The sequence below is a fragment of the Collinsella sp. Sow4_D11 genome, from assembly GCF_052116465.1.
Classification (GTDB): Bacteria; Actinomycetota; Coriobacteriia; order Coriobacteriales; family Coriobacteriaceae; genus Collinsella.
In genome coordinates this window covers 48,017-71,282 of the sequence record NZ_JBQKLA010000010.1, presented here as the reverse complement: position 1 = coordinate 71,282, position 23,266 = coordinate 48,017, and the positions used below count along the sequence as shown (strand labels likewise).

Annotated in this window: 21 protein-coding genes and 1 pseudogene; 1 reads left to right on the top strand and 21 read right to left on the bottom strand. The window is 60.6% G+C overall.

Annotated features, from left to right (window positions below; genetic code table 11):
• Nucleotides 1-118: 118 nt before the first annotated feature.
• The 8 genes and pseudogenes from ACTQ40_RS05985 to ACTQ40_RS05950 all read right to left on the bottom strand — a co-directional run.
• A pseudogene (locus ACTQ40_RS05985) lies at nt 119-253 on the bottom strand (transposase); the annotation flags it as partial.
• A gap of 239 nt (nt 254-492) precedes the next feature.
• Nucleotides 493-1,122: an HAD family hydrolase gene (locus ACTQ40_RS05980; protein ID WP_154518552.1), complete on the bottom strand. Its 630-nt coding sequence runs from the start codon at nt 1,120-1,122 to the stop codon at nt 493-495.
• Nucleotides 1,123-1,278: 156 nt separating this feature from the next.
• A complete protein-coding gene (locus ACTQ40_RS05975; protein ID WP_229770738.1) occupies nt 1,279-2,262 on the bottom strand; it encodes an SIS domain-containing protein in 984 nt (327 codons plus the stop codon).
• Nucleotides 2,263-2,460: 198 nt separating this feature from the next.
• Nucleotides 2,461-3,294 carry a PTS system mannose/fructose/sorbose family transporter subunit IID gene (locus tag ACTQ40_RS05970; protein ID WP_441038992.1) on the bottom strand — a complete coding sequence of 278 codons (834 nt, stop codon included), beginning with the start codon at nt 3,292-3,294 and terminating at the stop codon, nt 2,461-2,463.
• 13 nt (nt 3,295-3,307) lie between these two features.
• Complete coding sequence (locus ACTQ40_RS05965) at nt 3,308-4,102, bottom strand: PTS mannose/fructose/sorbose/N-acetylgalactosamine transporter subunit IIC (RefSeq protein WP_154518546.1); 795 nt, start codon at nt 4,100-4,102, stop codon at nt 3,308-3,310.
• Nucleotides 4,103-4,138: 36 nt separating this feature from the next.
• Nucleotides 4,139-5,062 carry a PTS mannose/fructose/sorbose transporter subunit IIAB gene (locus ACTQ40_RS05960; RefSeq protein ID WP_154518543.1) on the bottom strand — a complete coding sequence of 308 codons (924 nt, stop codon included), beginning with the start codon at nt 5,060-5,062 and terminating at the stop codon, nt 4,139-4,141.
• Between the two features lie 183 nt (nt 5,063-5,245).
• A complete protein-coding gene (locus ACTQ40_RS05955) occupies nt 5,246-6,328 on the bottom strand; it encodes a DMT family transporter (protein WP_427719488.1) in 1,083 nt (360 codons plus the stop codon).
• A 414-nt stretch (nt 6,329-6,742) separates the two neighbouring features.
• On the bottom strand, nt 6,743-7,735 hold the full coding sequence (locus tag ACTQ40_RS05950; RefSeq protein ID WP_427719490.1) for an SIS domain-containing protein: 993 nt from the start codon (nt 7,733-7,735) through the stop codon (nt 6,743-6,745).
• Nucleotides 7,736-7,941: 206 nt separating this feature from the next.
• On the opposite strand from ACTQ40_RS05950, the gene ACTQ40_RS05945 reads away from it, so the two are divergent.
• Nucleotides 7,942-8,664, top strand: a complete 723-nt coding sequence (locus ACTQ40_RS05945) for a GntR family transcriptional regulator (protein ID WP_427747834.1) — start codon at nt 7,942-7,944, stop codon at nt 8,662-8,664.
• A gap of 21 nt (nt 8,665-8,685) precedes the next feature.
• Here the strand turns inward: ACTQ40_RS05945 and ACTQ40_RS05940 are convergent, their stop codons facing one another.
• The 13 genes from ACTQ40_RS05940 to ACTQ40_RS05880 all read right to left on the bottom strand — a co-directional run bounded on the left by ACTQ40_RS05940 (nt 8,686) and on the right by ACTQ40_RS05880 (nt 23,220).
• Nucleotides 8,686-9,276, bottom strand: a complete 591-nt coding sequence (locus ACTQ40_RS05940) for a GNAT family N-acetyltransferase (protein WP_441563593.1) — start codon at nt 9,274-9,276, stop codon at nt 8,686-8,688.
• A 78-nt stretch (nt 9,277-9,354) separates the two neighbouring features.
• Nucleotides 9,355-10,380: a threonine aldolase family protein gene (locus tag ACTQ40_RS05935; RefSeq protein WP_441563592.1), complete on the bottom strand. Its 1,026-nt coding sequence runs from the start codon at nt 10,378-10,380 to the stop codon at nt 9,355-9,357.
• 45 nt (nt 10,381-10,425) lie between these two features.
• The gene (locus tag ACTQ40_RS05930; RefSeq protein ID WP_441540429.1) at nt 10,426-11,289 is read right to left on the bottom strand and encodes a phosphatase PAP2 family protein; all 864 of its coding nucleotides are present in this window, start codon (nt 11,287-11,289) and stop codon (nt 10,426-10,428) included.
• A 56-nt stretch (nt 11,290-11,345) separates the two neighbouring features.
• Entirely contained in the window at nt 11,346-14,978 is a 3,633-nt protein-coding gene (mfd, locus tag ACTQ40_RS05925; protein ID WP_441563591.1) for a transcription-repair coupling factor, read from the bottom strand.
• Nucleotides 14,979-15,098: 120 nt separating this feature from the next.
• Nucleotides 15,099-15,764, bottom strand: coding sequence for an endonuclease III (gene nth, locus ACTQ40_RS05920; protein ID WP_427719497.1), 666 nt, complete (start codon nt 15,762-15,764; stop codon nt 15,099-15,101).
• Nucleotides 15,765-15,826: 62 nt separating this feature from the next.
• Nucleotides 15,827-17,629, bottom strand: a complete 1,803-nt coding sequence (locus tag ACTQ40_RS05915; RefSeq protein WP_441064177.1) for an ABC transporter ATP-binding protein — start codon at nt 17,627-17,629, stop codon at nt 15,827-15,829.
• 127 nt (nt 17,630-17,756) lie between these two features.
• A complete protein-coding gene (locus ACTQ40_RS05910) occupies nt 17,757-19,112 on the bottom strand; it encodes a DNA recombination protein RmuC (protein WP_441563590.1) in 1,356 nt (451 codons plus the stop codon).
• 51 nt (nt 19,113-19,163) lie between these two features.
• Nucleotides 19,164-19,727, bottom strand: a complete 564-nt coding sequence (locus ACTQ40_RS05905) for a transcriptional regulator (protein ID WP_154518499.1) — start codon at nt 19,725-19,727, stop codon at nt 19,164-19,166.
• Nucleotides 19,724-20,254, bottom strand: coding sequence for a DUF6036 family nucleotidyltransferase (locus ACTQ40_RS05900; protein ID WP_441563589.1), 531 nt, complete (start codon nt 20,252-20,254; stop codon nt 19,724-19,726). The genes ACTQ40_RS05905 and ACTQ40_RS05900 overlap by 4 nt, the downstream gene beginning before the upstream one ends.
• A gap of 123 nt (nt 20,255-20,377) precedes the next feature.
• Entirely contained in the window at nt 20,378-20,800 is a 423-nt protein-coding gene (locus ACTQ40_RS05895) for a hypothetical protein (RefSeq protein WP_441563588.1), read from the bottom strand.
• Between the two features lie 354 nt (nt 20,801-21,154).
• Nucleotides 21,155-21,694: a rubrerythrin gene (gene rbr, locus ACTQ40_RS05890; RefSeq protein WP_154518486.1), complete on the bottom strand. Its 540-nt coding sequence runs from the start codon at nt 21,692-21,694 to the stop codon at nt 21,155-21,157.
• A 113-nt stretch (nt 21,695-21,807) separates the two neighbouring features.
• Nucleotides 21,808-22,713, bottom strand: coding sequence for an adenine glycosylase (locus ACTQ40_RS05885; protein ID WP_441563587.1), 906 nt, complete (start codon nt 22,711-22,713; stop codon nt 21,808-21,810).
• 21 nt (nt 22,714-22,734) lie between these two features.
• Nucleotides 22,735-23,220, bottom strand: coding sequence for an RrF2 family transcriptional regulator (locus ACTQ40_RS05880; protein WP_154518481.1), 486 nt, complete (start codon nt 23,218-23,220; stop codon nt 22,735-22,737).
• Nucleotides 23,221-23,266 lie beyond the last annotated feature (46 nt).

Here is a 23,266-nt window from a genome sequence, read left to right as displayed (position 1 = left end):
ACCGTCCTCCGATCTCCCGGGGCCGGCCGATCCGGCCCTCAGGGTATCGGGTTCCCACATTCATCCGCACATGTACGGATGAATGTGGGAGGTGTTCGGATAAAGTTGATACTCAAGGGAGCTTCCTGAAGATCTCCCCAAGGTCGGACCTTATTTGGTTGTAGATGACTTTGCGCCTATACTTCGGCGTGAACACGACGTGGTACTTGCACATCCACTTCGTGTGCGACAGGCTGTAGGCCTTCTGGGCCATACGCCACCACCGCCCTCTCGACTCGGATTCCTTGCGGCCTGAACAATCGCAAGTGTCCGGCGAGGGGGCGGCTTTGTAAAGCCGTTTGGCCCCACCCGCATAGCGGGTGGTTTCTGATGCGGCGCGCTGTGCGCCCCGCACAGGCTAAAGCCTTTAAAGAAAAACGCCGTGAAGAGAGCGATCCCTTCACGGCGAATTCGGCATTTGCCCAGATAAAACCTGCCAAAATAAACCTGTCCCTAAATGGCAGGTAGGATGTCGCACAGATTGTCGATGACAACGTCGGCGGCAGACTGGTCCAGGTTGACGCCCTCGTGCGGACGCAGCGCCAGGACGCGGGCGCCAGAGCGCTTGCCAGCCTCGATGCCCAGAGGCGAATCCTCGATAACCAGGCACTCGGCAGGCTCCACCCCCAGCGCCTCCATGGCACGCTGGTAGATCTCGGGGTCGGGCTTAAACGCACTGCACTCGTGACCGCTGATGGTGTAGTCCAGCACGTCGGCGATGCCGGCAATCTCCACCAGCTCGTCGATCAGCTCGCGATAGGACGAGCTCGCGATGGCACACTTCACGCCGCGCTCATGCAGCTCACGCATCACCGGCTCCGTCTGCTCGTTGAGAAGCTCGGCATACGGAACGGGGTGGTGCGGGCTGTAGACCTGCTTGTACTCCACGCGCAGGCGCTCACGCAGCTCAACATCGTCGGGCACCAGCGCCTTCCAAATGGCCGGCTCGTTAGACCCCGAAAGGTCGGGGATCTCGTCAAAGTGGAACCCCTTCTCTTCCATAAACGCCACGCGGCGACGGTTGTAGAACCACTCGGTATCGACCAGCACGCCGTCCATGTCAAACAGCACTGCCTTGATCATACGCATCTCCTCCCACCTGCCAAAAAGGGACAGGTTTATTTTGATGGGTTTTATCTGGGGTTTGCGGCGCGACAAACACGCCCCCAAAGCAAAAAAGGGGACGGGGCGAAAACCCCATCCCCTCTCAATCAACCCGTAAGGTCTACTTACTTGTGATTAGTAGGAAAGCTTCCACATGTAGCGACGCATGGTCAGCGGGTGCTGACGGGCCTCGGCGATCTGGTTGCCGTACTCGCGCATAACGGCGAGGTGCAGCAGCGGGTTGAAGTAGGTGACGACGCTCGCGGGCACGGCGTCAGCCAGGCCGTAGTCCTTGGAGTCGATCAGAGCGACCTTGGCGCCCATGCGCTCAAGGAAGGTGAGGGCGCGGGCGTCCATCGGACGGGTAGCGCCATCGGACATGAAGAAGACGTAGGGCTTACCCTCGGTGGAAACCTCGAACGGGCCGTGGAAGTACTCGCCGGTGTTGTAGGCGGCGGCGTCGATCCACTGCATCTCGGTGAACAGGAAGGCGGCGTGAGAATAAGCCATCTTCTCGGAGGCACCGGAAGCCATGAAGTAGATCATCTTGTCGTCCTTGAAGTCCTCGGCGAACTTCTTGGCGAGCTTCTTGCAGGACTGAGCGGCGTTCTCGCAGAGGTCGAAGACGTTGGTGAGACCGGTGATCATGTCCTCGTAGTGGTCATAGCCCTCGGTCTGCTGAAGGATCTCGAGAGCAAGAGCGATGGCATAGCCGGGCTTCTCGCACTTGGCAGCGTAGTTGGCGTGGAAGCCGTGGATGATGACGTGGTCGGCGTCGACGGTCAGAGCGGAGCCGGCCTTGTTGGTGAGGGAGACGACCGGGCAGTTGTGCTTCTTGGCGGTCTTGTTGGCCTCGACGGTCTCGGGCGTGGAGCCACCGAGGGAGCAGGTGATCACGAAGGTGTGCTCGTTGACCCAGGAGGGCGTGTCGTAGTTGAACTCGTTTGCGGTGAAGATCTGAACGTTCAGCTTGTCCGTGTTGTTGGCCAGGAAGTACTTGGCGGGGTAAAGGTCGGACATGGAAGCGCCGCAGCCGACGAAGGCGACGCTGTGGATCTCGTGGTTGGACAGGACGTCAGCTACGATCTGCTTAGGGAGGTTAAGGTCGATCTCGTACATCTGACACATTCCTTTCGATTTTTGCGGCGCCACTTTGCCGGACGTGCGCAGGGTTACCGTGATTTGGACCGAGTCGCCGGCCCATTGAAGATGTGACATAGGGACTGTCCCTTTGACACATTTAGGGATGGGAGCCTGCCTGGGGTATGGGATGCCAGGCAGGCTCCCCGGGGAAAGCGGTTAGACGCTTGGGCGCGACTAGGCCAGGATGCCGGCCGCGGAGAGGGCGATGCCGCCCACGATGGCGATCACAAGAAGCCAACCGGTGTTGATGTTCTTCTTGATGAGCCAGTACATAAGGCCGGTGAGGCCAAGGGAAATCATCTGGGGCATCATGCCGTCCAGGATGTCCTGGATCACGACGGTGCCGTCAGCGAACTGCAGCGGGGTGGTGGCGCCGATCAGCGTAGCGATCATGCCGCCCACGGACATAAGACCCACGATGCCGCAGACATACATGAGCTTCTCCATGAGGTCGCCGCCCTGAAGCTTGCTCAGGTACTCGTGGCCGCCCTGATAGCCCATCTTGGCTGCGAACCAAGTGATCAGCACGGAGGGCACGATGGAGATGAGCATGGCCAGGATCGGGCCCATGATGGAGCCCTGCTGAGCCAGCTGAACGCCCAGACCAAAGGCGATAACGCGGATGGTGCCCTGGAAGAAGGAGTCACCAATACCGGAAAGCGGACCCATGAGGGAGGTCTTGACCGCGTTGATCGAATCGGGATCGAAGTTCTCGGGATCCTTGGCGTACTCCTCCTCCATGGAGGCGGCGAGGCCCAGGACGAAAGCGCTCGTCTGCGGAGTGCAGTTGTAGAACGCCATGTGACGGCGATAAGCCTCTTTCTTGGCAGCGAGCTGCTTGGGGTCGGACTCATCCGGATAGAGGCGATCGAGCGTGGGAACCATGCCATAGAGGAAGCCCATGTTCATCTGACGCTCGTAGTTCCAAGAGGCCTGGATGGCCCAGGAGCGCCAGAAGAACTGGCTGACCTTCTTGTTCAGGGACACGTCCTTGGTTGCGGTTGCCATAGTGTGTTCCTCCTTAGTCTTCGTCGTCTTCGAGCGGATCGTAGTCGGAATCGACACCGGCGGCTGCATGGGAACCGTTGAACTTGAAGCCCATGAAGACGACAGCCAGGCACACACCGATCAGAGCGACCGCGATGACGGACAGGTTGAGGTAAGCGGCGAGCAGGAAGCCGATGAACAGGAACGGAGTCATACCCTTCTTGATCATCATGGTGAGCAGCAGGGCCAAGCCGTAGGCGGTCATGATCTTGGTCGAAACGTTAAGACCAGTGGACAGCCACTCGGGGACCATGTTGACGATGGCCTGAACCAGGTCGGTGCCAACAAAGACGGCGAGGAAGATCGGCAGGAAGTACATGACGGCGTACAGACCAGTGCCGACGCAGATGTGCATACGGTAGGCAGTCTTGAACTTTCCGTTATCGATCGCGCTATCTGCCACATGGGTGAGGGCGGCGATGATGGAACGGAACACGATGCCGAGGAGCTGACCCAGGACGGCGACCGGGATGGCGATCGTCATGGCGGTCTCGGCGGAAGCATCGGTCAGGCACGCAAAGGCAGCGGCCACGATGCCGCCCAGGACCATATCGGGCGGAACGGCAGCACCGACCTGCACCAGGCCCATGGACACGAGCTCGACGGCGGCACCGACGGCAAGGCCGGTGGGCACATCGCCCAGCAGCAGACCGACGAGCGTAGCGCCAACGAGGGGCTGCTCGAAGTTAAGACGACCGAGCAGGCGGGAGTCCCACATGCAGAACACGCCGACGAGGCCGACGAGCACCGCACTGATGAACGTATTCATACCCTTCTCCTTTCAGTCAGGCAAAAGCCTGGTTGACTACAGCTTGGCGTCGATGTCGACGCTCTGATACGTGGGGGTCTGCTGGACATAGAGCTTGATGCCCATGTCGAGCAGCTGGTTGATGTCGGCCTTCTGCGTGGCGTCGAAGAAGACGGAGCTGTCCTTGCCGCCGACCTGATCGGCACCGTCGTGGTTGGCGGTAGCGCCCAGGTTGATGGCGTCGAGCTTGTAGCCCTGGCAGAACTGCAGCATCTCGGCAGTGTTGCCAAAGACGAACATGACGCGCTCGCCGAGGGTGTTGAGCTTGTCCATCTTGGCGAGGGCACGCTCGACGGTGAAGACGTTCAGGCGCACGCCCTGGGGCTTGGCCAGCTTAAGAGCGCCCTTCTTGATGTCATCGTTGGCGGCAGCGTTGTCGACGACGATGATGCGCTCAGCCTGAACCTTGGTGGTCCAGGTAAAGACGACCTGACCGTGCAGCAGACGGTAGTCAAGACGTGCGAGGACGATCTTGGCGGGACCGGAGCTGTGACGGGACGCCTTGGCCTTCTTGGCGGGAGCCGCGACGGCCTCGACCGGTGCGTTGGGGTTGGTCAGACCAGTGCGGGCCTCGTTGATGAGGGCCGCGAGCTCGGTGCCCTTGACGGGGGCGGGGCTCATAGCGAGCGTGAGCGCCAGCGGGATGTTGAAACCGCTGACAACCGTGAACTTCGTGCCGTTCTTGGAAAGCTCGACCATGCTGTTGTTGACCGAGCTGCCGAGCATATCGGTCAGCACATAGACGGTGTCGTCCGCGTTGAACGTGGCGATCATGGCGTCCACCTTATTGGTGATGGGCTCCTTGTCGTCACGAGCAAGCGACACGACGTGGACGTTCGACACGTCGCCGAGAACCATCTCGAGCGTGTCTTTGGCGCCTGCGGCCAGGCCGCCATGAGATGCGAGAATGATCTGATTCATCTTGCCTCCTCCTTTTCGTTATGGTCATTATAACGTCTTATACGCTACTTACATTGATAATTAGTATAAAGACCGTTCGCGGTTAAAAATCGACCGTTTACGGGTTTAACGTGCTCGAAACATTGGGGCTGGGTAGGCGGGCACTGGCTGGATAACCCCAGGTCGGATGCCGCACGCAATTCCCTATCGCACGAAGTACCAGGGACTTTCCTGTACGGTGGGCTCCAGCGCGATGCCGGTGCGTTCCTTAAACAGATCCATGTCCTGCGATTTCTCCGTCCACCACGCGTTGGGCTTAAAGGTCATGCTCTCAATGACATGACCGACAAACACACTGTTGCGCAGCTTGGAGAAGTCGGTATTCATAATCAGGATGGACGCGAGCACCAGCACGATGCCCAGGACTTTGATCGCGCCGGCGGGCTCGGCGTAGACACCAATGCCCAGCAGTACGGTGACAACTGTCTCGAATGACATTACGACGGGAACTTTCGACGTCTCGAGCCCCATGGACAGACCCTGCATATATAAGATGTAAGCCACGGCTGTGGGGATGAGTCCAAAGCCAAGGAACAGCAGCAGCAGCTGTGGCGACATTGCCGCGGCGACATCCGGCCACGGAGCCGCGATAGCTGCCATAACCGCACCGCCAAAAACAAAGCCCCAAAACGTGACAGCCAGTGGGTGGACCGTCTTGGTTGCTATTCGGCTAAACACCGCGAGCGACGCACCACAAAGGCCTGCAATCACACCCGACGTGACGCCCCAAACCGAAAAATGAAAACCGGAAAGGTCGCCATTGGTCACTGCAAGCACGCAGCCAACGATATTAAAGACAATGGCAACGAGCTTGTTAGGGGTCACGTCCTCGCGATAAAGCACGCGGCCGAGCATGACGCCAAACACCGGCGAGGTGTAGAGCAGCACCGAGGCCGTGGACATGCCCACCTCGCCCATGCACTCGTAATAGCAGGTGTTGGCGGCGGCCAAACCGACGATACCGACAAGCGCGCAGGGAACAAGCTCTTTAGGGCTTGCCTTGAACAGGGCCAGCGGACCCGATGCTTTTCCCTCACGAGCACCTCCCTGGCAACCCATGAACGCCAAGACCGGAGCCATTAAGACGGCACCCGACAACAGGCGAAAGGCCGCCATGCTCTGAGACGAAACGCCCATGGCCGAGATGCCGTTTACAAAGATTCCGATGCTGCCCCACATAAGCGCGGCGATCAGCACCAGCACATAGCCCAGATTGCTTTTCTTCAACGCAGCCTCCTCGGTATTGTTTCCAATATGTTTCATACTACGTTATAGTCGTTATATACAATTTTCAAGCCACAAATCGCCGAACGGAAAAATCTGCTCCCCCACATACTCATTGGGGACGTACTTAAACGACTAGTCATTGGGGACGTTCCTGAATGACTAGTCGTTTAAGTACGTCCCCAACGACTAGGACCAACTTGGTGCAAAGTAACCCGCCCCCAATGCACCGGCCCCTTGACAGACACGGCGACGCCGACGTTTTGGCAACGTCAGCGAGCGCCCGTCATTTGAGCCAAGGTGCCGTGAAATGAAAAGGCGCTGACCTTTTGGTCGCGCCTTTGAAATTGAACGGCAGATTGGCCAAATGCCGGGCGCGCAGCGTCGGCTGGTCCGCCGTTCGGTAGAACGGCGGAACTAATACTCAAGCTTCCACATGTAGCGGCGCGTCATATAGTCCTTGTGGGTGACGGCAGAGAGTGCGCGCATGTACACGTTGTTGAGGATCGGCGCGAAGATCAGGTGGTTGAAGTACTCGCTCACGCTGTCCTTGATGTCGTTGAGGCCGAGCTCCTTGGCGTCGAGCTGATAGACGCGTTCGCCACCGTACTGGTTGACGAAGCGGATGCCGCGCTCGTCGTTGCAGCGGCTGCGGCCGACGCTGATGAGCTGGAACAGCGAAGTGCGCTTGTCCAGGATCTCGAAGGGGCCATGGAAGAAGTCGCAGGTGTTGATGGTGCAGGAGTCGATCTGTAGCATCTCCTGCACGTTGCAGATGCTAAAGACGTAGGCGGCACCAAAGAGCGGACCTTGAGCCATCACGTTGATGCAGGGCTTGTCGGCGTTCTGCTCGGCCCACTTGGCAGCAAGCGGACGGGTGTACTCGACGGCCTTGCGATAGATGGGGTCGACCAAGTCGAAGGCGGCCATAGCGGTCTCGTACTCGGCATAGCCCTCGGTCTGCTGCGTGAGCTCCATGGCGATCATGGTCACGACGGCGGAGTTGGTGCGGCCCATGCAGGACTCGTCGACGGCCAGGCTGTCGTACTGAATCTTGTAGTCGCAGACCTCGGTGAGGGCGGACTCGTCAACATAGATGGCGATGGTGCTGGCGCCGTGGTCCTTGGCGACCTGGGCGGCGACGATAGTCTCCTTGGTGCCGCGCATGGACACGACGACGGCCAAGGTGTTCTCGTTAACGTAGGCAGGGGTGGCGTGCACGAACTCGTTGCTGGTGTAGCTGGAGCTCACGACCTGCGTGGCCTCGTGCTCCATAAAGTACTGGGCAGGATAGTTACCGCCGTTGGATCCGCCGGCGCCGATCCACACGACGCGCTTGATGCCGCCCTTGTCTGCCTTGTCGGCCAAAACCTGGGAGACGACATCCTTAACCTGTTCCTGAGTGGTCATCGTGCATCAGCCTTTCTTCTCGTTTGATGCTCATCACAGGCATACAAGTTACATACATGTTTTGGTTATGTCGACTAGTTGTATGCTATATTTGTCTTAGAAATTTTGCTGCTGCGGTTTTCGGTAGCTCGCTACCAGCAGTTTTATTGTTTTATTAAATACATGCTTGCTTAGGTAAGCATACAGGTTAGATATAGGTTGGCAATATGGGCGTCACATCTAAAAAGAAACTGACCCAATACGAGCGCTTGGCGGGCACGCTGCGCGATCGCATCGCTGCCGGCACGTATGCGCGCGGAGACAAGCTGCCGTCCGAGATGGAACTCATGGACGAATCGGGGCTGTCACGCAGCACCGTACGCCACGCCCTTAAGGTGCTCGTTGATGAGGGCCTGGTGCGCACCGAGCGCGGGCGTGGCGCCTTTGTGGCCGACACGCCCGCGCTCCACGAGAACAACCTGGTGTTTTCGAGCTATACCAAGCAGGTCGAAGGCCAGGGCATGAAGCCCACCACGCGCACCGTGGACTCGGGCTTTGCCAAGGCGGCCGGCAGCATAGCTAAGTTCTTTGACGCCGCCGTGGGCAGCAAGCTCGTCAAACTTGTCCGCCTGCGCTACCTGGACGACGCGCCGCTGTGCCTGGAGACCACCTACCTGCCGCCAAGCTTCGAGACGCTCATCGATCGCGATATCAACGGTTCGCTCTACGCCACGCTGCGACAGGAGTTCCATCGCGCACCGGCACAGGGGCATAAGACCTTTGAGGTGTGCTATGCCTCGCAAAACGAGGCGTTTTTGCTCAACGTTGAGCGCGGGCAGGCGCTGATCCTGATCACCGACTACGTCTACGACACCGACGGCCGACCGCTCCATGTCTCCAAGCGCATCCAACGCACCGACCGCGCCAAATACACCGAACCCATCGGCTAACCTGCCAAAATAAACCTGTCCCTAAATGGTAGGTTTGGGGAGGTCGGGGAACCAGGTTGGTTTGGGCTGGTTGGGTGTGCGATCGGCTAGGACCAGCTCCATCCAACACATGTCGTACCAGCGACCGAACTTTTGGGCGCAGCGGTCGAAGGCACCCACCAGGCGATACCCCATATGGGCATGGAAATCCTGGCTGTTGTGCGTCAGGTACTCGTCGTCCTTGTCGTGCGGCACGGCGATGAGCGCGCACATGTTGGTGATGCCCATCGCAATCAGGCATTGCTTGAGCGCATCGTGCAGCTTGCGGCCCAGCCCGCCGTGGCGCACATCGCGCGCCAGGTAGATCGACGTCTCGACCGACCAGTCGTATGCCTCGCGGCTGTTGAGCGGACTCACATAGGCATAGCCTACCGGACGCCCGTCCAGCTCCATCACCAAATACGGGTAGCGCTTGAGCGTACGCTCGATACGCCCGGCGAACTCCTCAACGCTCGGAACCTCGTATTCGCAGGTAATCGCCGTCTGGCGCACATACGGCTCATAGATGGCAAGCAACGCCGGCGCATCGTCGGGCGTCGCCAGGCGAATCGTCGGCTCGGACATTTCGGTCATACAACCCTTCCCCCTCAAAAACAAAGGCTGCCCTGCGCCAAGCTCAGGCGCAGGGCAGCCCCTTGTCACTACATCAGGCTACAGGACAGCCGCCAACGCGTCGATGTCCTCCTGCGTCGTGGCCCAGCTGGTGCAAAAGCGTACCACCGTGTGGGTCTCGTCGTACTTTTCCCAGTACTCAATCGAGGCATGCTCGCGAATGCGGCCCATGTCCTCGTTGGGCAGAATCACAAACTGCTGGTTGGTCGGCGTCTCCAAAAAGAACTGGTAGCCGCGCTCGTGCAGCACGCGACGAAGCGCCTGAGCCGTCTCGATCGCCTGGCGCCCAATCCCAAAATACAGGCCATCGGTAAAAAGAGCCTCGAACTGCACGCCCGTCAGGCGGCCTTTGGCAAGCAGCGCGCCATGCTGCTTAATACGCGGAATGGGATGCGCCGGGGCGTGCATACCGCAGAACACCACAGCCTCGCCGCAGAGCGCGCCGCACTTGGTACCGCCGATGTAGAACACGTCGCACAGCTGCGCCAGCTCGGGCAGGGTAATGTCGCACTCATCGGCCGCCAGCGCATAGGCCAGGCGAGCACCGTCCACAAACAGCGGAATCTCGCGCTTCTGGCACACTGCGTGAATCGCCGCGAGCTCGGCCTTGGAGTACAGCGTGCCGTACTCGGTCGATAGGCTCACGTACACGGCACCCGGGAACACCGTGTGCTCGTAGCTCTCGTTTTCGTAGAACACCTGGATATAGTTCTCAAGGTCCTCGGCGTGCATCTTGCCCTCGTAGCCGGGGATGGTGAGCACCTTGTGGCCGCCAAACTCGATGGCGCCCGCCTCGTGGCAGGCGACGTGGCCAGTCTCGGCAGCAACGACGCCCTCGTACGGCGCGAGCAGCATGTCGATCACCGTCGCGTTGGCCTGCGTGCCGCCCACCAGAAAAAACACGTCGGCATCGGGGGCCTGACAGGCCTCGCGGATAAGCTGCTTGGCACGCTCGGTATGCGCATCGGTACCGTATCCGGGCTGCGGCTCCATATTGGTGTCGACGAGCGCCTGCAGCACCGCCGGGTGTGCGCCGTGGGAATAATCGTTGTTAAACGCGAGCATGGCAATCCTCTCTTACCGGGTATCGGCCAGATGATTCAAACGGAGCTATTGTACGCCGCTGGGATAGGCAATGCGCGCGGCAAGGCACTCAAGTGCCAGCACCAGAGCAAAACCGCAGCTCACATCACTCAAAAAGTGCGCTCCGATCACGATGCGGCCAAACGCGACGAACGCGACAACCACAGCCGCCGTCCAAAAGACCACACGACGGCGCGACGGCTTTTCCTTAAAGGCCGCTGCGGGAAGCCCGGCGAGCATAAGGCCGATCGCCGCGTGCGCCGCGTGTCCGCTCGCAAACGACTTAAAGCCGTCCTTGACTACACCGGCGGCAATATAGGCCCGCTTGTCGGGGTTGCCGATCACCCACCACGGCTGAAACTCGAGCCCCGGCGTCACCTCGACCACGCGCATGCGCGGGCGCGACCACAGCGGCTTGACGATCACGTTGAGGATGATGGCCTGAGCGACCCACACGGCAAGCACCATGAGCGCCCAGCGTGTGAGCTCGTCGGGCTCGGTCGTGCGCGTGAGGCGATAGACGATAAGGTTGGCGACGATGGCCAGCACAAACGTCAGCACCAACTGAGCCGCGATGAGTTTGCCGCCAACCCTCAGGGACGAAACGATCTCGTAGCCGGTCAGGCCAACATTGACGAGGATGCCGAGCACGGCGAGCCATTTGCTCCCCCTGGAGTCGGGACGCACCGCGCGCACGAGCATAACGCCCGCGACGCTCGCCGTCAGCTCAAACGGCAGCTCGCCGGTCGCCTCGATAAAGCGGCCGTACATACTGCCGATGTTGAACAGCGCGCTCGAGATCTGATAATCGAAGAAACTGCCCACGCCCAGGCAGAGGGCAAGGATAACCGCGATAGCAGCGGCGTCTTTCTTATAGATGTACCCGAACATGCTTTCCTTTCGATGGAACCAGATTGCCCAAATGGGGCGTTTACGGCGTCGACCCGTTAGTCATCGTCGGACGTGCCCAGCTGCTGCAGCAGCATGAGTGCCGCGGCCACGGGGCCGGTGCCGTCGTTGGCGTCGAGACCGCGACCCAGGCCGCTGCCCGCGCCGGCGCCCGCCTTGTAGGGCACCGACAGTTTGCGGCTCTTGGGGAAGTTCACCGCGCCATAGCGGGTCTTAAGCTCATAGGCCACCTTCTTGGGAACGTCGACGCCCAAAAACGTGATGCGACCGCCGCTAAGCGTAACGCTCTCGAGCCCCAGGCGCTCGCCGCGAATGCGGATTCGCGCGCGATTGAACAGGTTGAGCCCCGCCAACGGCAGCTCGCCATGCGCGGCCTCGGTCTCTTCCTGCACCTCGTCGATGCTCTCCAGGTCCCCGGCCGCCGCAAGCTTACGGTATACGAGCACGCGCTGATCCACCGCCGGCAGGTACTCCTCGGACAAGAAGTAGTCGGCCGGCAGGTTGATACCCACGCTCGCGGCCTCCACACCGGCATCGTCATCGCCGCGCGCCTCGGCCACGGCCTGGCCCAGCATCTGCGTAAACAGGTCAAAGCCCACGCTCGACAGGTTGCCGTGCTGCTCGGCGCCCATGAGCGAGCCGGCGCCGCGAATCTCCAGGTCGCGCATGGCGATACGCATGCCACTGCCCAGGTCCTGGAACTCGGAGAGTGCGGTCAGGCGCGCCGTAGCCTCCTCGGTGAGCGGCAGCTCGCCCGGGAACATAAAGTACGCGTAGGCTTGCGTGGCAGAACGGCCCACGCGGCCCTTGAGCTGGTAGAGCTGCGCCAGACCCAAGCGCTGCGAATCCTCGATGATGAGCGTGTTGGCGGTCGCGTTGTCGATGCCGCTCTCCACGATGGTCGTGGCGATGAGCACGTCGATCTTTTTGGTCGCAAACTCGATCATCACGTCCTCGACCTCGCGCGGGCTCATCTTGCCGTGCGCCACGCCCACGCGCGCCTCGGGCGCGGCCTCGTGCACGTGCGCCACGGCGTCGTCGATGGTCTTGACGCGGTTGGACACGTAGTACACCTGGCCGCCGCGGCCCACCTCCAGGCGAATCGCCGCGCTCACCACGTCGGGGTCGTACTCCCCCACGTGCACGATCACGGGGCGGCGCCCGGTCGGTGGCGTGGTGATCAGGCTCATGTCGCGCACGCCGCTCGTGGCCATCTGCATGGTTCGCGGAATAGGCGTTGCCGAAAGCGTGAGCACGTCAATCTGCTCGCGCAGGTTTTTGAGCTGCTCCTTGTGCTGCACGCCAAAGCGCTGCTCCTCGTCGATGATCACCAAACCCAGGTTCTTGGGGTTCACATCGGCCGAAAGCAAACGATGCGTGCCGATGAGCACGTCGATCGTGCCCTCGGCAAACGCCTTGAGCGCGCGCTTCTGCTGCGCCGGCGTGCGAAAGCGGCTGAGCACCTCGACCTCGAGGCCAAACGGGGCAAAGCGCTCAAAGAAGGTCTCGTAGTGCTGTTGGGCCAGAATGGTCGTGGGGCAGAGCACCATGACCTGACGGCCGGAGTCCACGCACTTAAACGCCGCGCGCAGGGCGACCTCGGTCTTGCCAAAGCCCACGTCGCCGCAGAGCAGGCGGTCCATGGGCTTGGGCGCCTCCATGTCGGCCTTAATATCGGCGATAGCCTCCAGCTGGTCGCGCGTCTCGTCGTAAGGAAAGCTCTCCTCCATCTCGATCTGCTCGGGCGTGTCGGGCGGGCAGGCGATACCGGTAATCGAAGAACGGCGCGTATACAGATCGACCAGGTCAAACGCCAGCTTTTTGGCGTTCTTGCGCGCCTTGTTGGTGGCACGCGTCCAGTCGGCGGTGTTGAGCCTAGTCAGGCGAGGCTTGTCGCCGTCGGGACCAACATAGCGCGTGATGCGGTCGACCTGCTCGAGCGGCACGTAGAGCTTGTCGCCGTCGGCATATTCCAGCAAAAAGTAGTCGCGCTCCTTGCCGCCCACTTCCTGGCGCGCGATCTCGCTAAAGAGCGCGATGCCGTGGGTAGCGTGCACCACGTAGTCGCCCGGCTTAAACGGAAACGTAATCTGCGTAATGTCCACCTTGCGACGGCTGCGCACGCGGTTGGCGTCCATGCGGGCATTGAGATCGGCGATCGAGAACACGGCTAGGTTGGCATCGGGCACCACCACGCCCTGCGGCAGGGCAGCATCCACAAAGGTCACGCGTCCGCGCGAGATGGTGGGTACGGCAGCACCGGCGGCAGCCTGGGCGGCGCCCGCCTCGAGCGATCGGGCGTTGAGCGCGTCGACGCGGCGCTCGCGGATCGAGGCATGGGCCTCCTGGCGGGCAGCACGGTCGGCAGAATCTGCCGCTGCCACGCGTACGCGCTCGCCAATAACGCCGGCATTTTCGGGGGCGGCCGTCAGCGACTCCTCAAAGGTAATGCCCTCGTCGCCAAAGGTGAGCTCCATCGACTCGCGCGCTCCGCGGTCGGGAATGGCAAACACGCAGGCATAGCGCTTGCCCACGACTTCCTGAACGCGCGTCATAAAGCGGTTGTCCGAGCCTGCGATAGCCGGCTGCTCAATCTTGAGCTCTGCCGTAACCGCACCGCCGGCGCGGATCAGGCTCACGTAGTTCAGGCGCTGCTGAGCACCAAAGTCGAGCTGCTGGGCGCGCACGTACAGGCCGTCCAAGCGGTCAATCCCCGCCTCGCCGGCGCGCGCCTCGATATCCTCGTAGGCACGCAGGCAGTCGTCGAACAGCGAGCGCGGCTCGGACAGGACCACAAGCGCCTTGCCGCTCACGTGCGCCAACGGGCTCACGGTCTGGCCGTACATCACCGGCAAAAAGCGGTCGAGCTCGGGTGTGACGATACGCGCATCAACCATCTCGAGCAGTGCCGCCAGCTTGCTGTCGCTCTGGCTTGCGCGATAGAGCGCCACGTGCATGTTGTGAACGGCTTCGTCGGTAAGCGCCAGCTCGCGGCACGGGAAGATCTCGATGCTGTCCTCGTTGCCGATGGTTTGGCCCGTGGAGCTCACCATACGGCGAATGCGATCAATTTCGTCGCCAAAGAACTCAATGCGCACGGGCGCTTTCTCTTGTGCAGGGAATACCTCGACGGTGTCGCCGTGCACGCGGAACAGGCCGGGTGCGTCGGCGGCGCCGGCATTGGTGTAGCCCATGCCCACCAGGCGCTGCGGCACTTCGTCAAAAGGAATCTCCTCGCCCACCGCAAAGGTCGTGGACTCCCAGTAGCGGCTCTCGACTGGCGGCACGCAACGCAGCAATGCACGGGCCGAGGCAACCATGATGCAGTTGTCCCCGCGCACGATACGCCCCAGAGCCTCGCAGCGCTGCGCCACCACGGCATCGTCGGGCGCCTGCTCGCGCCACGGATAGTCCTTGCGCTCGGGAAAGCGGCACACGTGCGCCAGGCCCACGTAGGCGGCCAGGCTGCGCGCGGCGCGATCGGCCGCGTCCTCGCCGCTCACAATGTAGACCGTAGGGCGCGGGCGGCGCGCAAACTGAGCAGCCGCCATAAGCGTGCGGCCCGACTGCGACACGGCCAGCGTCACATCCTCGCCGGCGTCGAGCCCGGCCTCGACGGTTTGCAAGGCCTCGGCAGTGTAGAGCTGCGCGGCTATACGGTGAATGAGCATGCTGTTCCTCCGGCATCGCAACGCCAAAAGCCCGCCGAGGCAAGCTCGGCGGGTCGTGCGTCAAAAGTATTGATTATCATGGTAGCGCATGAGGTGAACACGCCAGCGCACGCCAAACAGCTACCCCAAAACGCGCATGCTCGGGCAAAGGTCTGCCAGTGGGCACTCGTCGCACTTGGGTTTGCGGGCATCGCAGATCTCGCGGCCAAAGGTGATCCACTGGTGGTTGACCGATTCCCAATACTCGTGCGGCAAAATCTTGAGCAGATCCTGCTCGGTCTTGAGCGGCTCTTTGGCGTGCGTCTTGGGACTCAGCATCAGACGGTGCGCGATGCGGTTGACGTGCGTATCCACCGCGATGCCTTCGACAATGCCAAACCCAACGTTGAGCACGATGTTCGCCGTTTTGCGTCCCACGCCCGGCAGCTTAACGAGTTCCTTCATGTCGGCCGGCACCTCGCCGCCGTAATCGGCGACGATCATCTGTGCGGCCTCCACGGCATGCTTGGCTTTGCTCTTATAGAAGCCGAGCGACTTAATGGTATCTGCCACATCGGCAACGCTCGCCCCCGCCATGGCCTCGGGCGTGGGCCACTGGGCAAACAGCTTCGGCGTCACCTTGTTGACCTGCGCGTCGGTCGTCTGCGCCGAGAGCAACACTGCTATGAGCAGCCTATAGGGATTCTCGTGGTCCAAAAAGCACTCAACCGGGCCATAGCGACGGTTAAGGCGCTCGCACACCTCAACGGCGCGCTCGCGCTTGGCGGCATTGGTCTCGCGTGGCATAACGACTCCTCGGATTGGCGGCATAATTACCTATGGGCACGATTGTCCCACGTATGGGGTCTTTACGCCTCCAAAAATGCGCCGGTCTGGCGGCCCCACAAGCTTGCGTACTCGCCACCCGCCTCGACAAGCTGCGCATGCGTACCGTCCTCGACAATCTCGCCGTCCGCCAGCACCACGATGCGGTCGAGCGCCGCCACGGTGGACAGGCGATGTGCCACCACAATGGAGGTACGGCCGCGCATCAGGTTCTCAAGCGCCTCCTGCACCAGCGCCTCGGACTCGCTATCCAGGGCAGAAGTCGCCTCGTCGAGCACCAGAATCGGCGCGTCGGTGAGGATGGCACGGGCGATGGCCACGCGCTGGCGCTGACCGCCCGAAAGCTTAACGCCGCGCTCGCCCACCATGGTGTCAAAGCCCCGGGGCAGGCGGTCGATAAACTCCAGGGCATTGGCCAAGCGGGCCGCTTCGCGGATCTGTTCGTCGGTGGCGTCGGGGCGGCCGTAGGCGATGTTCTCGCGAATGGAGCGGTGAAACAGCAGCGCCTCCTGCGGCACGTAGGCAACCTGGCGGCGCAGGCTCTGCTGCGTGCAGCGCGAGACATCCTGACCGTCCACGAGTACGCGACCGCCCTGTACGTCGTCCAGGCGCAGCAGCAACTTGGTGAGCGTCGTCTTGCCCGAGCCCGATTTGCCCACCAGGCCCACGCGCTGACCCGCCGCCACATGGAGCGTCAGGTCGTCGAACACGCTCTCGCCCGCCGCGGCGTCGCGGTATGCAAAGCTCAGGTGCTCAAAATCAATCGCGCCCTCGCCCACCTTGAGCTCGGGAGCGTTCTCGTCGTCTGCCACCAGACGCGGCTCGTCCAGCACGCGCGTCATCTCGGCCGCATCGCCCAGCGCGCGGTTAATGCGCTGCATCATGGAGCTTACGTAGTTCAGACGCATGGTGAGGTTGTACGTATAGGTAAAGATCATGACGAGCGCGCCGGCAGAGATGCCAAACCACGCGTTACCGCCCGCGACGAACACGCTCACTACGGCCATGGTGATGACGATAAGGCCCGAGGTCGTAAAGTTGCGCTGCATCATGGCGTGCATCGAAACCGTCTCGGCGTCGCGCGCAGCGCGGTCGGCAGCATCGAACAGGTCGCGCTCAAAGTCTTCGCGCCCACAGGTCTTGACGGCCAGGATGTTCGTGACGGCGTCGGACAACACGCCCGACAGCTTGTTCTGCGCGGCGGACGTCGCGGCCGAAAGCGGCATGATGCGCTTATACATGAGCCAGACAAACGCGATGTAGACGACCATAATGCCCACCAGGATCACGGTAAACGTCGGCACCACCGGAGCGAGCGCCGCCACCGTGCAGACAACCGAGGTGATAGTGGGAATGAGCGAATACACCGTCACGTCCACCAGCCCCGTGTAGCCGCTCATAAAACGGCTCGTCTGGCTCACAAGCGATCCACCAAAACGGCTGGTGTGGAATGTCATGGATTGATTGGAGAGCGTGTCGAAGCACAGGCGCGCCAAGTGATAGTTACCCGCAATCTCGAGCTTGTAGACGGTGTAATCCTGCAGCTTGGAGAGGATTTGGCCCACTAGGTTAACGAGCACAAGCGCCAGAATGTAGGGGCCAAAGACCTCAAACACCCGGTCGCCCGCCACGGGGCCGGCCTGGACGCGGTCGACGATAAGCGCCATCACGTAGGTGTTGGCAAACGTGAGCAAAAAGATGTAGCCCGCCGACGAGAGCACCGAGAGAAAGACGATCAGCGGCTGCGTGCGCGTGACGTCCCAAAAACGCTGCAGCGTGCGGCGCACGGTTGAGCGTTTGAGCGGACTGGTGCTTCTCTGTGACATGGGCTTCCTTTCACATATGGCGGGGCTAAACGTCATTGTTGCATACTAAAGCGCACTTCAGGCAAGCACGATGCGAAAAGCAGCGGGGTGCCCGCGTTTGCGCCGGCGCCCCACCGTCTTGTTGTAATTATTCCTCGTCTTCTTGGTCTGTGAGAAAGCCCGCGGGCGTGAGTCCCAAGATCTCATCAGCTTGGTCGGCGTCTTCTAGCGCGTCGATGTCCTTGAGCTTGCGCTCCATGACGTTGGTGCGCGTGGTGATGATGCCCTCGACCGTCTTTCCCGCGGTCTCGATTTGCTGCTGAGCGCGGCGCAGCGCCGCCTGATAGCGCGGCAGCTCGGCCTTGACGGCAGAAAGCACGCGCAGCACGTCATCGGTGCGTTTTTGCAGCCTAAACGTCTGGTAGCTCATCTGCAGGCTGTTGAGGATAGCTGCCATGGTGCTGGGACCGGCAACGTTGACGTGATAGTCGCGGCCCAGGGTCTCGATAAGTCCCGGACGACTGACAACCTCGGCGTACAGCCCCTCAAACGGCACGAACATAATGCCAAAGTTGGTCGTTGCCGGCACACTCAGGTACTTTTCGCAGATGTCCTTGGCCTCGCGCTTGACCATGGCGTCGAGCGTCTTACGCGCAGCGGCGACGGCCTCAGCGTCACCCGACTCCTGGGCGTCGAGCAGATGCTCATATGCGTCACCCGGGAATTTGGAGTCGATCGGCAGCAGCACGGGATCGTCCTCGTCTACCGGCAGCTTGACGGCAAACTCAACGCGCTCCGAGGCGCCGGGCTTGGTGGCGACGTTTTCCAGATACTGGTCGGGCGTAAGGATGTCCGCCAGGATTGCACCCAGCTGTACCTCGCCCAAAATGCCACGCGCCTTTACGTTGCCCAGCACGCGCTTAAGGTCGCCCACGCCGGTGGCGATGGACTGCATGTCGCCCAGGCCCTTGTACACGGCCTCGAGCTGGTCGCTCACCTGCTTAAACGATGCCGACAGGCGATCGTTGAGCGTGCGGGAGAGCTTCTCGTCCACCGTCGCGCGCATCTGATCGAGTTGCACGTTGTTGTCTTTGCGGATAGCACCCAGCTGAGCATCGACCGTCTCGCGCACCTTGTCCAGGCGGTGCTCGATGCCCTCGCGGTTGGCACCAAGTTGTTGGGCCGTCTCGCGGCGCAGGTCATCCATCCGGTCACCAGCTTGCGAAAACTCGCGTGCGATGTTCAGGTAACGTTGCTGCTCCACGGCCGCATCTGTCGTCTGCTGCTGCGCGATGGCATTGGCCGTGCGGCGGGTTTCGGCCAGCGCGACGTTCAGGGCATCGAGCGCGTTGTTGGCCTGCTCGAGTGCCGCCATCGCCTCCGCACCGCCATCGCTGCGCTCTCGCAGTTCGGCGCGAAGGCCCTTGAGCTGCAGGGCGCAAGCCACAGCCACTCCTACCGCTACCAAGGCGATCACGACCAGCACAATATCAACAGCAGACATAGACTCCGCCCAACGAACCCAATCGATCATCAATCAAAACCGCGATCAATCTTACCCCGCCACACGCACCGGGCGCCCGGCCCCTTCTTGGGCGCCCCTCTCCTCCGCATATTCCATAATGCGGCGCGCCGTCTCCCTGCTCACCTTTGAGTCATCGCCGGCTAAGTATGCGTACACGTTTCCCTTATTCAGATTCAAATCGCGGCAGAGACCGTAGCGCGTTACGCCCGATTCCCCTAGCGCTCCCAACGTTCTTTTTCGCATCAGAGCGTTGATCCTTCTGTCCGCCACTGGCTTTTCCTTCACCGCTCTATACGCACGCCAAACGTTGGCATAACGATTAGGGAGTTTGTCCTCGGCGCATAGAGATGCCAGGCTACCCGTTTGGGCGTACAAGGACAAAACGCCTCGGTAATCCTCTTCCATCCACGAACCCTCGGATAAGCCCAGAACGTATTCGGCTTTACCCTGCGCCAAAGCAAGCAAAAACAGGGGCTCCGCCACGCGCGGCGCAACCGTCGTCGCCTGCTTAACCAGTTTTCTAAAACTGAGCGACTGCTGTCCGGATAGCTCTCGGCAATAGCCTTTTAAGAATCCCTCAAAGGTCAGATTCAACCGAGCACCTCCTTTTTGTATTGCCTGTATGCGCAGACCATCTCTTGATAACTCCGCTCCGAAGGCGACGACGCCAGCGCCTCGCCCTCGTCGAATATAAGCCGTTCGAGCAGTCCCCAATCAAGTCGGTCGACGAATGCCTGGCTATGAAGATCGATGATGTCGTTCGGACGGTAGGCATAGAGCTTCATTACCGCTAGGTCTTCCAAGGATGGCGTAAAGTACCTGATAAAACGCGCCCCAATATCCAAGGGAATCAAACGATCTTCGTAATTGAATGGCATCTGATTACAATATGCCACCGCCATACCATTCACCTCGGGATATCGAGCTATGATCTCGCGGAGGCACCTGTCTGCCTCAAACACATCAATGTCATGTGTAACCGACCGATTCGTCACATCGTTAAGCATGAAGGCGCTCCCTCCCACCAATACAACGCTCGGTCTATCGTCTCTTGGACCTATTTCCAGCTCCGCCTCTTCGTCAATACCCAAAAGAGTCTGCTCTAAATCCTGCTTATGCATAGCAAATCATATTATTAATCATCATCAATAATACTATTCAGTCGCACGACAGGACCCACAGGATGCAAGAATTCTTCTCGTGGCGATAATCCCTGCACCCTAGAAGTCCTAATGTGACAAACGCTAACTCTCCCAGCCGGCGCGGATGGTTGTTACGACATCGCCCAGGCGCTGGCCGAGAGCTGTTAAATGTTGGAGCACTTCGCTGGGCGAGGCGCCGTTGAGAATGCACGTGAGGGCATATGAGGCCAAGAAGATTGCCGCGAGTCCCAACGGGATCAACACGATCATCGCCAGCGTACGCAGGCGCTGGACCCAGCGACGGCGACGCGCACGACGCTTGTCGAACGCAAGCTCCTGCGCATATGAATCTTGCTGTACGGAATAGGCTCCTGGGTCCACCTCACCCGCAAACGATACCGCGGTCGCGGCGTTTTGCGCAGGAGGCTGGACGGCTGCCCCTTGCATTTGCATCTCCATAAGCCGCTGCTGTTGGCGCAGCATGCGCTCGGCTTGTTGCTGCGGGGTCTCAAGAAACAGATCCATGTTGGCCTCCTCAATAGGAGCATTCGATGCTTGCGCCCAGCATCCCGCACCATCGCGGCCGCGGCAACTAAATCCGCGGCAATAGCCGCAAAGATTCTTTTGTCAGAAAACTGTCGAAAAGTTCAACAACTCCCCTACCAGCACTTTCTTTGAGCTTTTTTCGCCAGCAATCTTTTGCCCTTTCGCCCTTGCGCCATCCGACCAAAACCTAACCAAAAGCTTGACGGAAATTGTGAAGACAGGGACCCCAAACAAAACGTGCCGCCCCAAAAGGGGCGGCACACAAACTTCTTATCAGCTTTTCTGTAGCGAGCACGCGACGGCCCGAAGCCGGAGCGCAGCCAGCGCCACGCGCTAGTAGTTCACCACCTGCTCCTCAAAGTACGCCTTGGGATGGTTGCAAACCGGGCACACCTCGGGCGCCTTGGCACCAACATGCAGGTGCCCGCAGTTCAGGCACTTCCACACCTTTACGCCCTCGCGCTCAAACACCTCGCCCGATTCAATGCGCTCGACGAGCTTGTTATAGCGCTCCTCGTGAGCCTTCTCGACAGCGCCAACGCCACGGAACTTCGCGGCAATCTCGGCAAAACCCTCCTCTTCGGCGGTCTTGGCGAACTCGTCATACATCGTGGTCCACTCGTAGTTCTCGCCCGCGGCGGCATCGCGCAGGTTGTCCAGCGTATCCGGAACAGCACCGTCGTGCAGGTACTTAAACCACAGCTTGGCATGCTCGGACTCGTTGCCCGCCGTCTCGGCAAAGATATTCGAAATCTGAACGTAGCCGTCCTTTTTGGCCTTGGATGCATAGTAACGATACTTGGTGTGCGCCTGGGACTCACCGGCAAAAGCGGTCTCGAGGTTCTTCTTGGTTTGAGAATTCTCAAAATCCATAGGTGTACTTCCCTTCAATACGCGCCGCCCACAGACTTTGAGCGGCATATTTTTTAGGATACCCTCATGCCGAGAATCTAAACCTTACTATCCTGTTCTACAAATTCGCGTCATCACACACTCAGCCAGCGCTCGCCTTCGGCACGACAAAAGCCTTCGCGCTCCAGGTCGGCAAGAATGCCCGCAATTAAATCGCAACCAACCGGTTCGCGACCCGCTGCGGCCTCCATCTTGTTAACGCCTGCAACAGCTTCAACAAGCGTTATGCCCGCCGGCTGTCCGTCGCGAGCTGCAAGCAGCATGCGCACGATATGGGCACGCTTTTGCCGACGCGAGCCCTCAAACTTGGACTGGCGGCTGTAGCCCGCCGAGCGCCTAGACGGATTGGGCAGCGTCTTTTTGAGATACGCGCCGTAATCCAGCAGCGCGTAATACCACGCGCGCGGCGTATCGGCATCGTCGAGCGGCACGGCAAAGGGAGCGGCCTCATCCGCCGCCGCACCGGGCGCCGCCGGGCAGGCCGCCTGGATCAACGGCACCAACTCGCGATCGGGAACAGACGGAACGTCAGGAAAAAAGTGATGCAGAAAGACCGTGCGCACATTGGTCTCCAGGTACACTCCCGGAAGATCAAACGCAAACGACCGAATGCCCTGCGCCGTTGCGGGCCCAATACCGGGCAGCGCGACCAGGTCGCATGTATCACGCGGAAACTCCCCATCCCAGTCCTCCACGAGTCGCTGCGCGGCCTTATGGAGCGCCAAAGCACGGCGATTGTAGCCCATGCCCTGCCAAGCGTCCAAAACATCAGAAGGAGCGGCCTGGGCGAGAGAATGCACGGTCGGAAAGCGGTCGAGCCATGCCGGCATGCGCATCTCTACGCGTGGAACCTGCGTCTGCTGCAGCATGACCTCGGAAAGCCAGATGATGTACGGGTCGCGTGTGCGGCGCCACGGAAGGTCGCGATAACGCAGAACCCCTTCCGAACGAATCATCGAACGAAAGGGGTCCTGAATCATAGCTATGCTCCTTATGCGGCGCTACTCCTCCCGGCAAGCACACGCGCAAACGGCATACTCGGGAAAGGCGTCGCGGTCGGCGAACTTGGGATCGACGGCGGGGAACTGGCGGCGAGCGACGACATCGTCAAGCGAAACGGAATCGAGGTAGTCACGCATCAGCGCCTGGGCCCCAGCCCACAGGGGATGATAGCAGCACGTGCCCCTGCGTGCACAGTCGCCATCGAGTGCCGTGCAATCATTCATAACCATAGGGCCCTGAACGGCCTCGACGACCTGACGGATAGTGACCTCGCTCGGGTTGACCTTAAGACGCATACCGCCGTGGACGCCACGCAGGCTCTCCACAATACCGGCCTGAACCAAACCGTGTTGGATCGAGCGGGCAAACGAATACGGAACATTAACCTCTTCGGCAGCAGTGCGAACAGAAAGCAACCGCTCCGGCTCCTCGGCAAGCATCGCAAGCATGCGGAGGGCATAATCAGTCTTCCTCGATATGTCCATGTTTCCCCTTTCAAGGAATACGAACAGCTCGAACGGGCTCCGGGGC

Excerpts from the sequence above, each read along its gene's own strand:
- ACTQ40_RS05980 (WP_154518552.1), bottom strand. The coding sequence starts at position 1,122 with ATGATCAAGGCAGTGCTGTTTGACATGGACGGCGTGCTGGTCGATACC.
- ACTQ40_RS05965 (WP_154518546.1), bottom strand. The coding sequence starts at position 4,102 with ATGAATACGTTCATCAGTGCGGTGCTCGTCGGCCTCGTCGGCGTGTTC.
- ACTQ40_RS05945 (WP_427747834.1), top strand. The coding sequence starts at position 7,942 with ATGGGCGTCACATCTAAAAAGAAACTGACCCAATACGAGCGCTTGGCG.
- ACTQ40_RS05910 (WP_441563590.1), bottom strand. The coding sequence starts at position 19,112 with ATGTCTGCTGTTGATATTGTGCTGGTCGTGATCGCCTTGGTAGCGGTA.
- rbr (WP_154518486.1), bottom strand. The coding sequence starts at position 21,694 with ATGGATTTTGAGAATTCTCAAACCAAGAAGAACCTCGAGACCGCTTTT.
- ACTQ40_RS05935 (WP_441563592.1), bottom strand. The coding sequence starts at position 10,380 with ATGCTCGCGTTTAACAACGATTATTCCCACGGCGCACACCCGGCGGTG.
- mfd (WP_441563591.1), bottom strand. The coding sequence starts at position 14,978 with ATGCTCATTCACCGTATAGCCGCGCAGCTCTACACTGCCGAGGCCTTG.
- ACTQ40_RS05960 (WP_154518543.1), bottom strand. The coding sequence starts at position 5,062 with ATGAATCAGATCATTCTCGCATCTCATGGCGGCCTGGCCGCAGGCGCC.
- ACTQ40_RS05915 (WP_441064177.1), bottom strand. The coding sequence starts at position 17,629 with ATGTCACAGAGAAGCACCAGTCCGCTCAAACGCTCAACCGTGCGCCGC.
- ACTQ40_RS05895 (WP_441563588.1), bottom strand. The coding sequence starts at position 20,800 with ATGGATCTGTTTCTTGAGACCCCGCAGCAACAAGCCGAGCGCATGCTG.
- nth (WP_427719497.1), bottom strand. The coding sequence starts at position 15,764 with ATGCCACGCGAGACCAATGCCGCCAAGCGCGAGCGCGCCGTTGAGGTG.
- ACTQ40_RS05885 (WP_441563587.1), bottom strand. The coding sequence starts at position 22,713 with ATGATTCAGGACCCCTTTCGTTCGATGATTCGTTCGGAAGGGGTTCTG.
- ACTQ40_RS05930 (WP_441540429.1), bottom strand. The coding sequence starts at position 11,289 with ATGTTCGGGTACATCTATAAGAAAGACGCCGCTGCTATCGCGGTTATC.
- ACTQ40_RS05900 (WP_441563589.1), bottom strand. The coding sequence starts at position 20,254 with ATGCATAAGCAGGATTTAGAGCAGACTCTTTTGGGTATTGACGAAGAG.
- ACTQ40_RS05970 (WP_441038992.1), bottom strand. The coding sequence starts at position 3,294 with ATGGCAACCGCAACCAAGGACGTGTCCCTGAACAAGAAGGTCAGCCAG.
- ACTQ40_RS05880 (WP_154518481.1), bottom strand. The coding sequence starts at position 23,220 with ATGGACATATCGAGGAAGACTGATTATGCCCTCCGCATGCTTGCGATG.
- ACTQ40_RS05950 (WP_427719490.1), bottom strand. The coding sequence starts at position 7,735 with ATGACCACTCAGGAACAGGTTAAGGATGTCGTCTCCCAGGTTTTGGCC.
- ACTQ40_RS05940 (WP_441563593.1), bottom strand. The coding sequence starts at position 9,276 with ATGACCGAAATGTCCGAGCCGACGATTCGCCTGGCGACGCCCGACGAT.
- ACTQ40_RS05975 (WP_229770738.1), bottom strand. The coding sequence starts at position 2,262 with ATGTACGAGATCGACCTTAACCTCCCTAAGCAGATCGTAGCTGACGTC.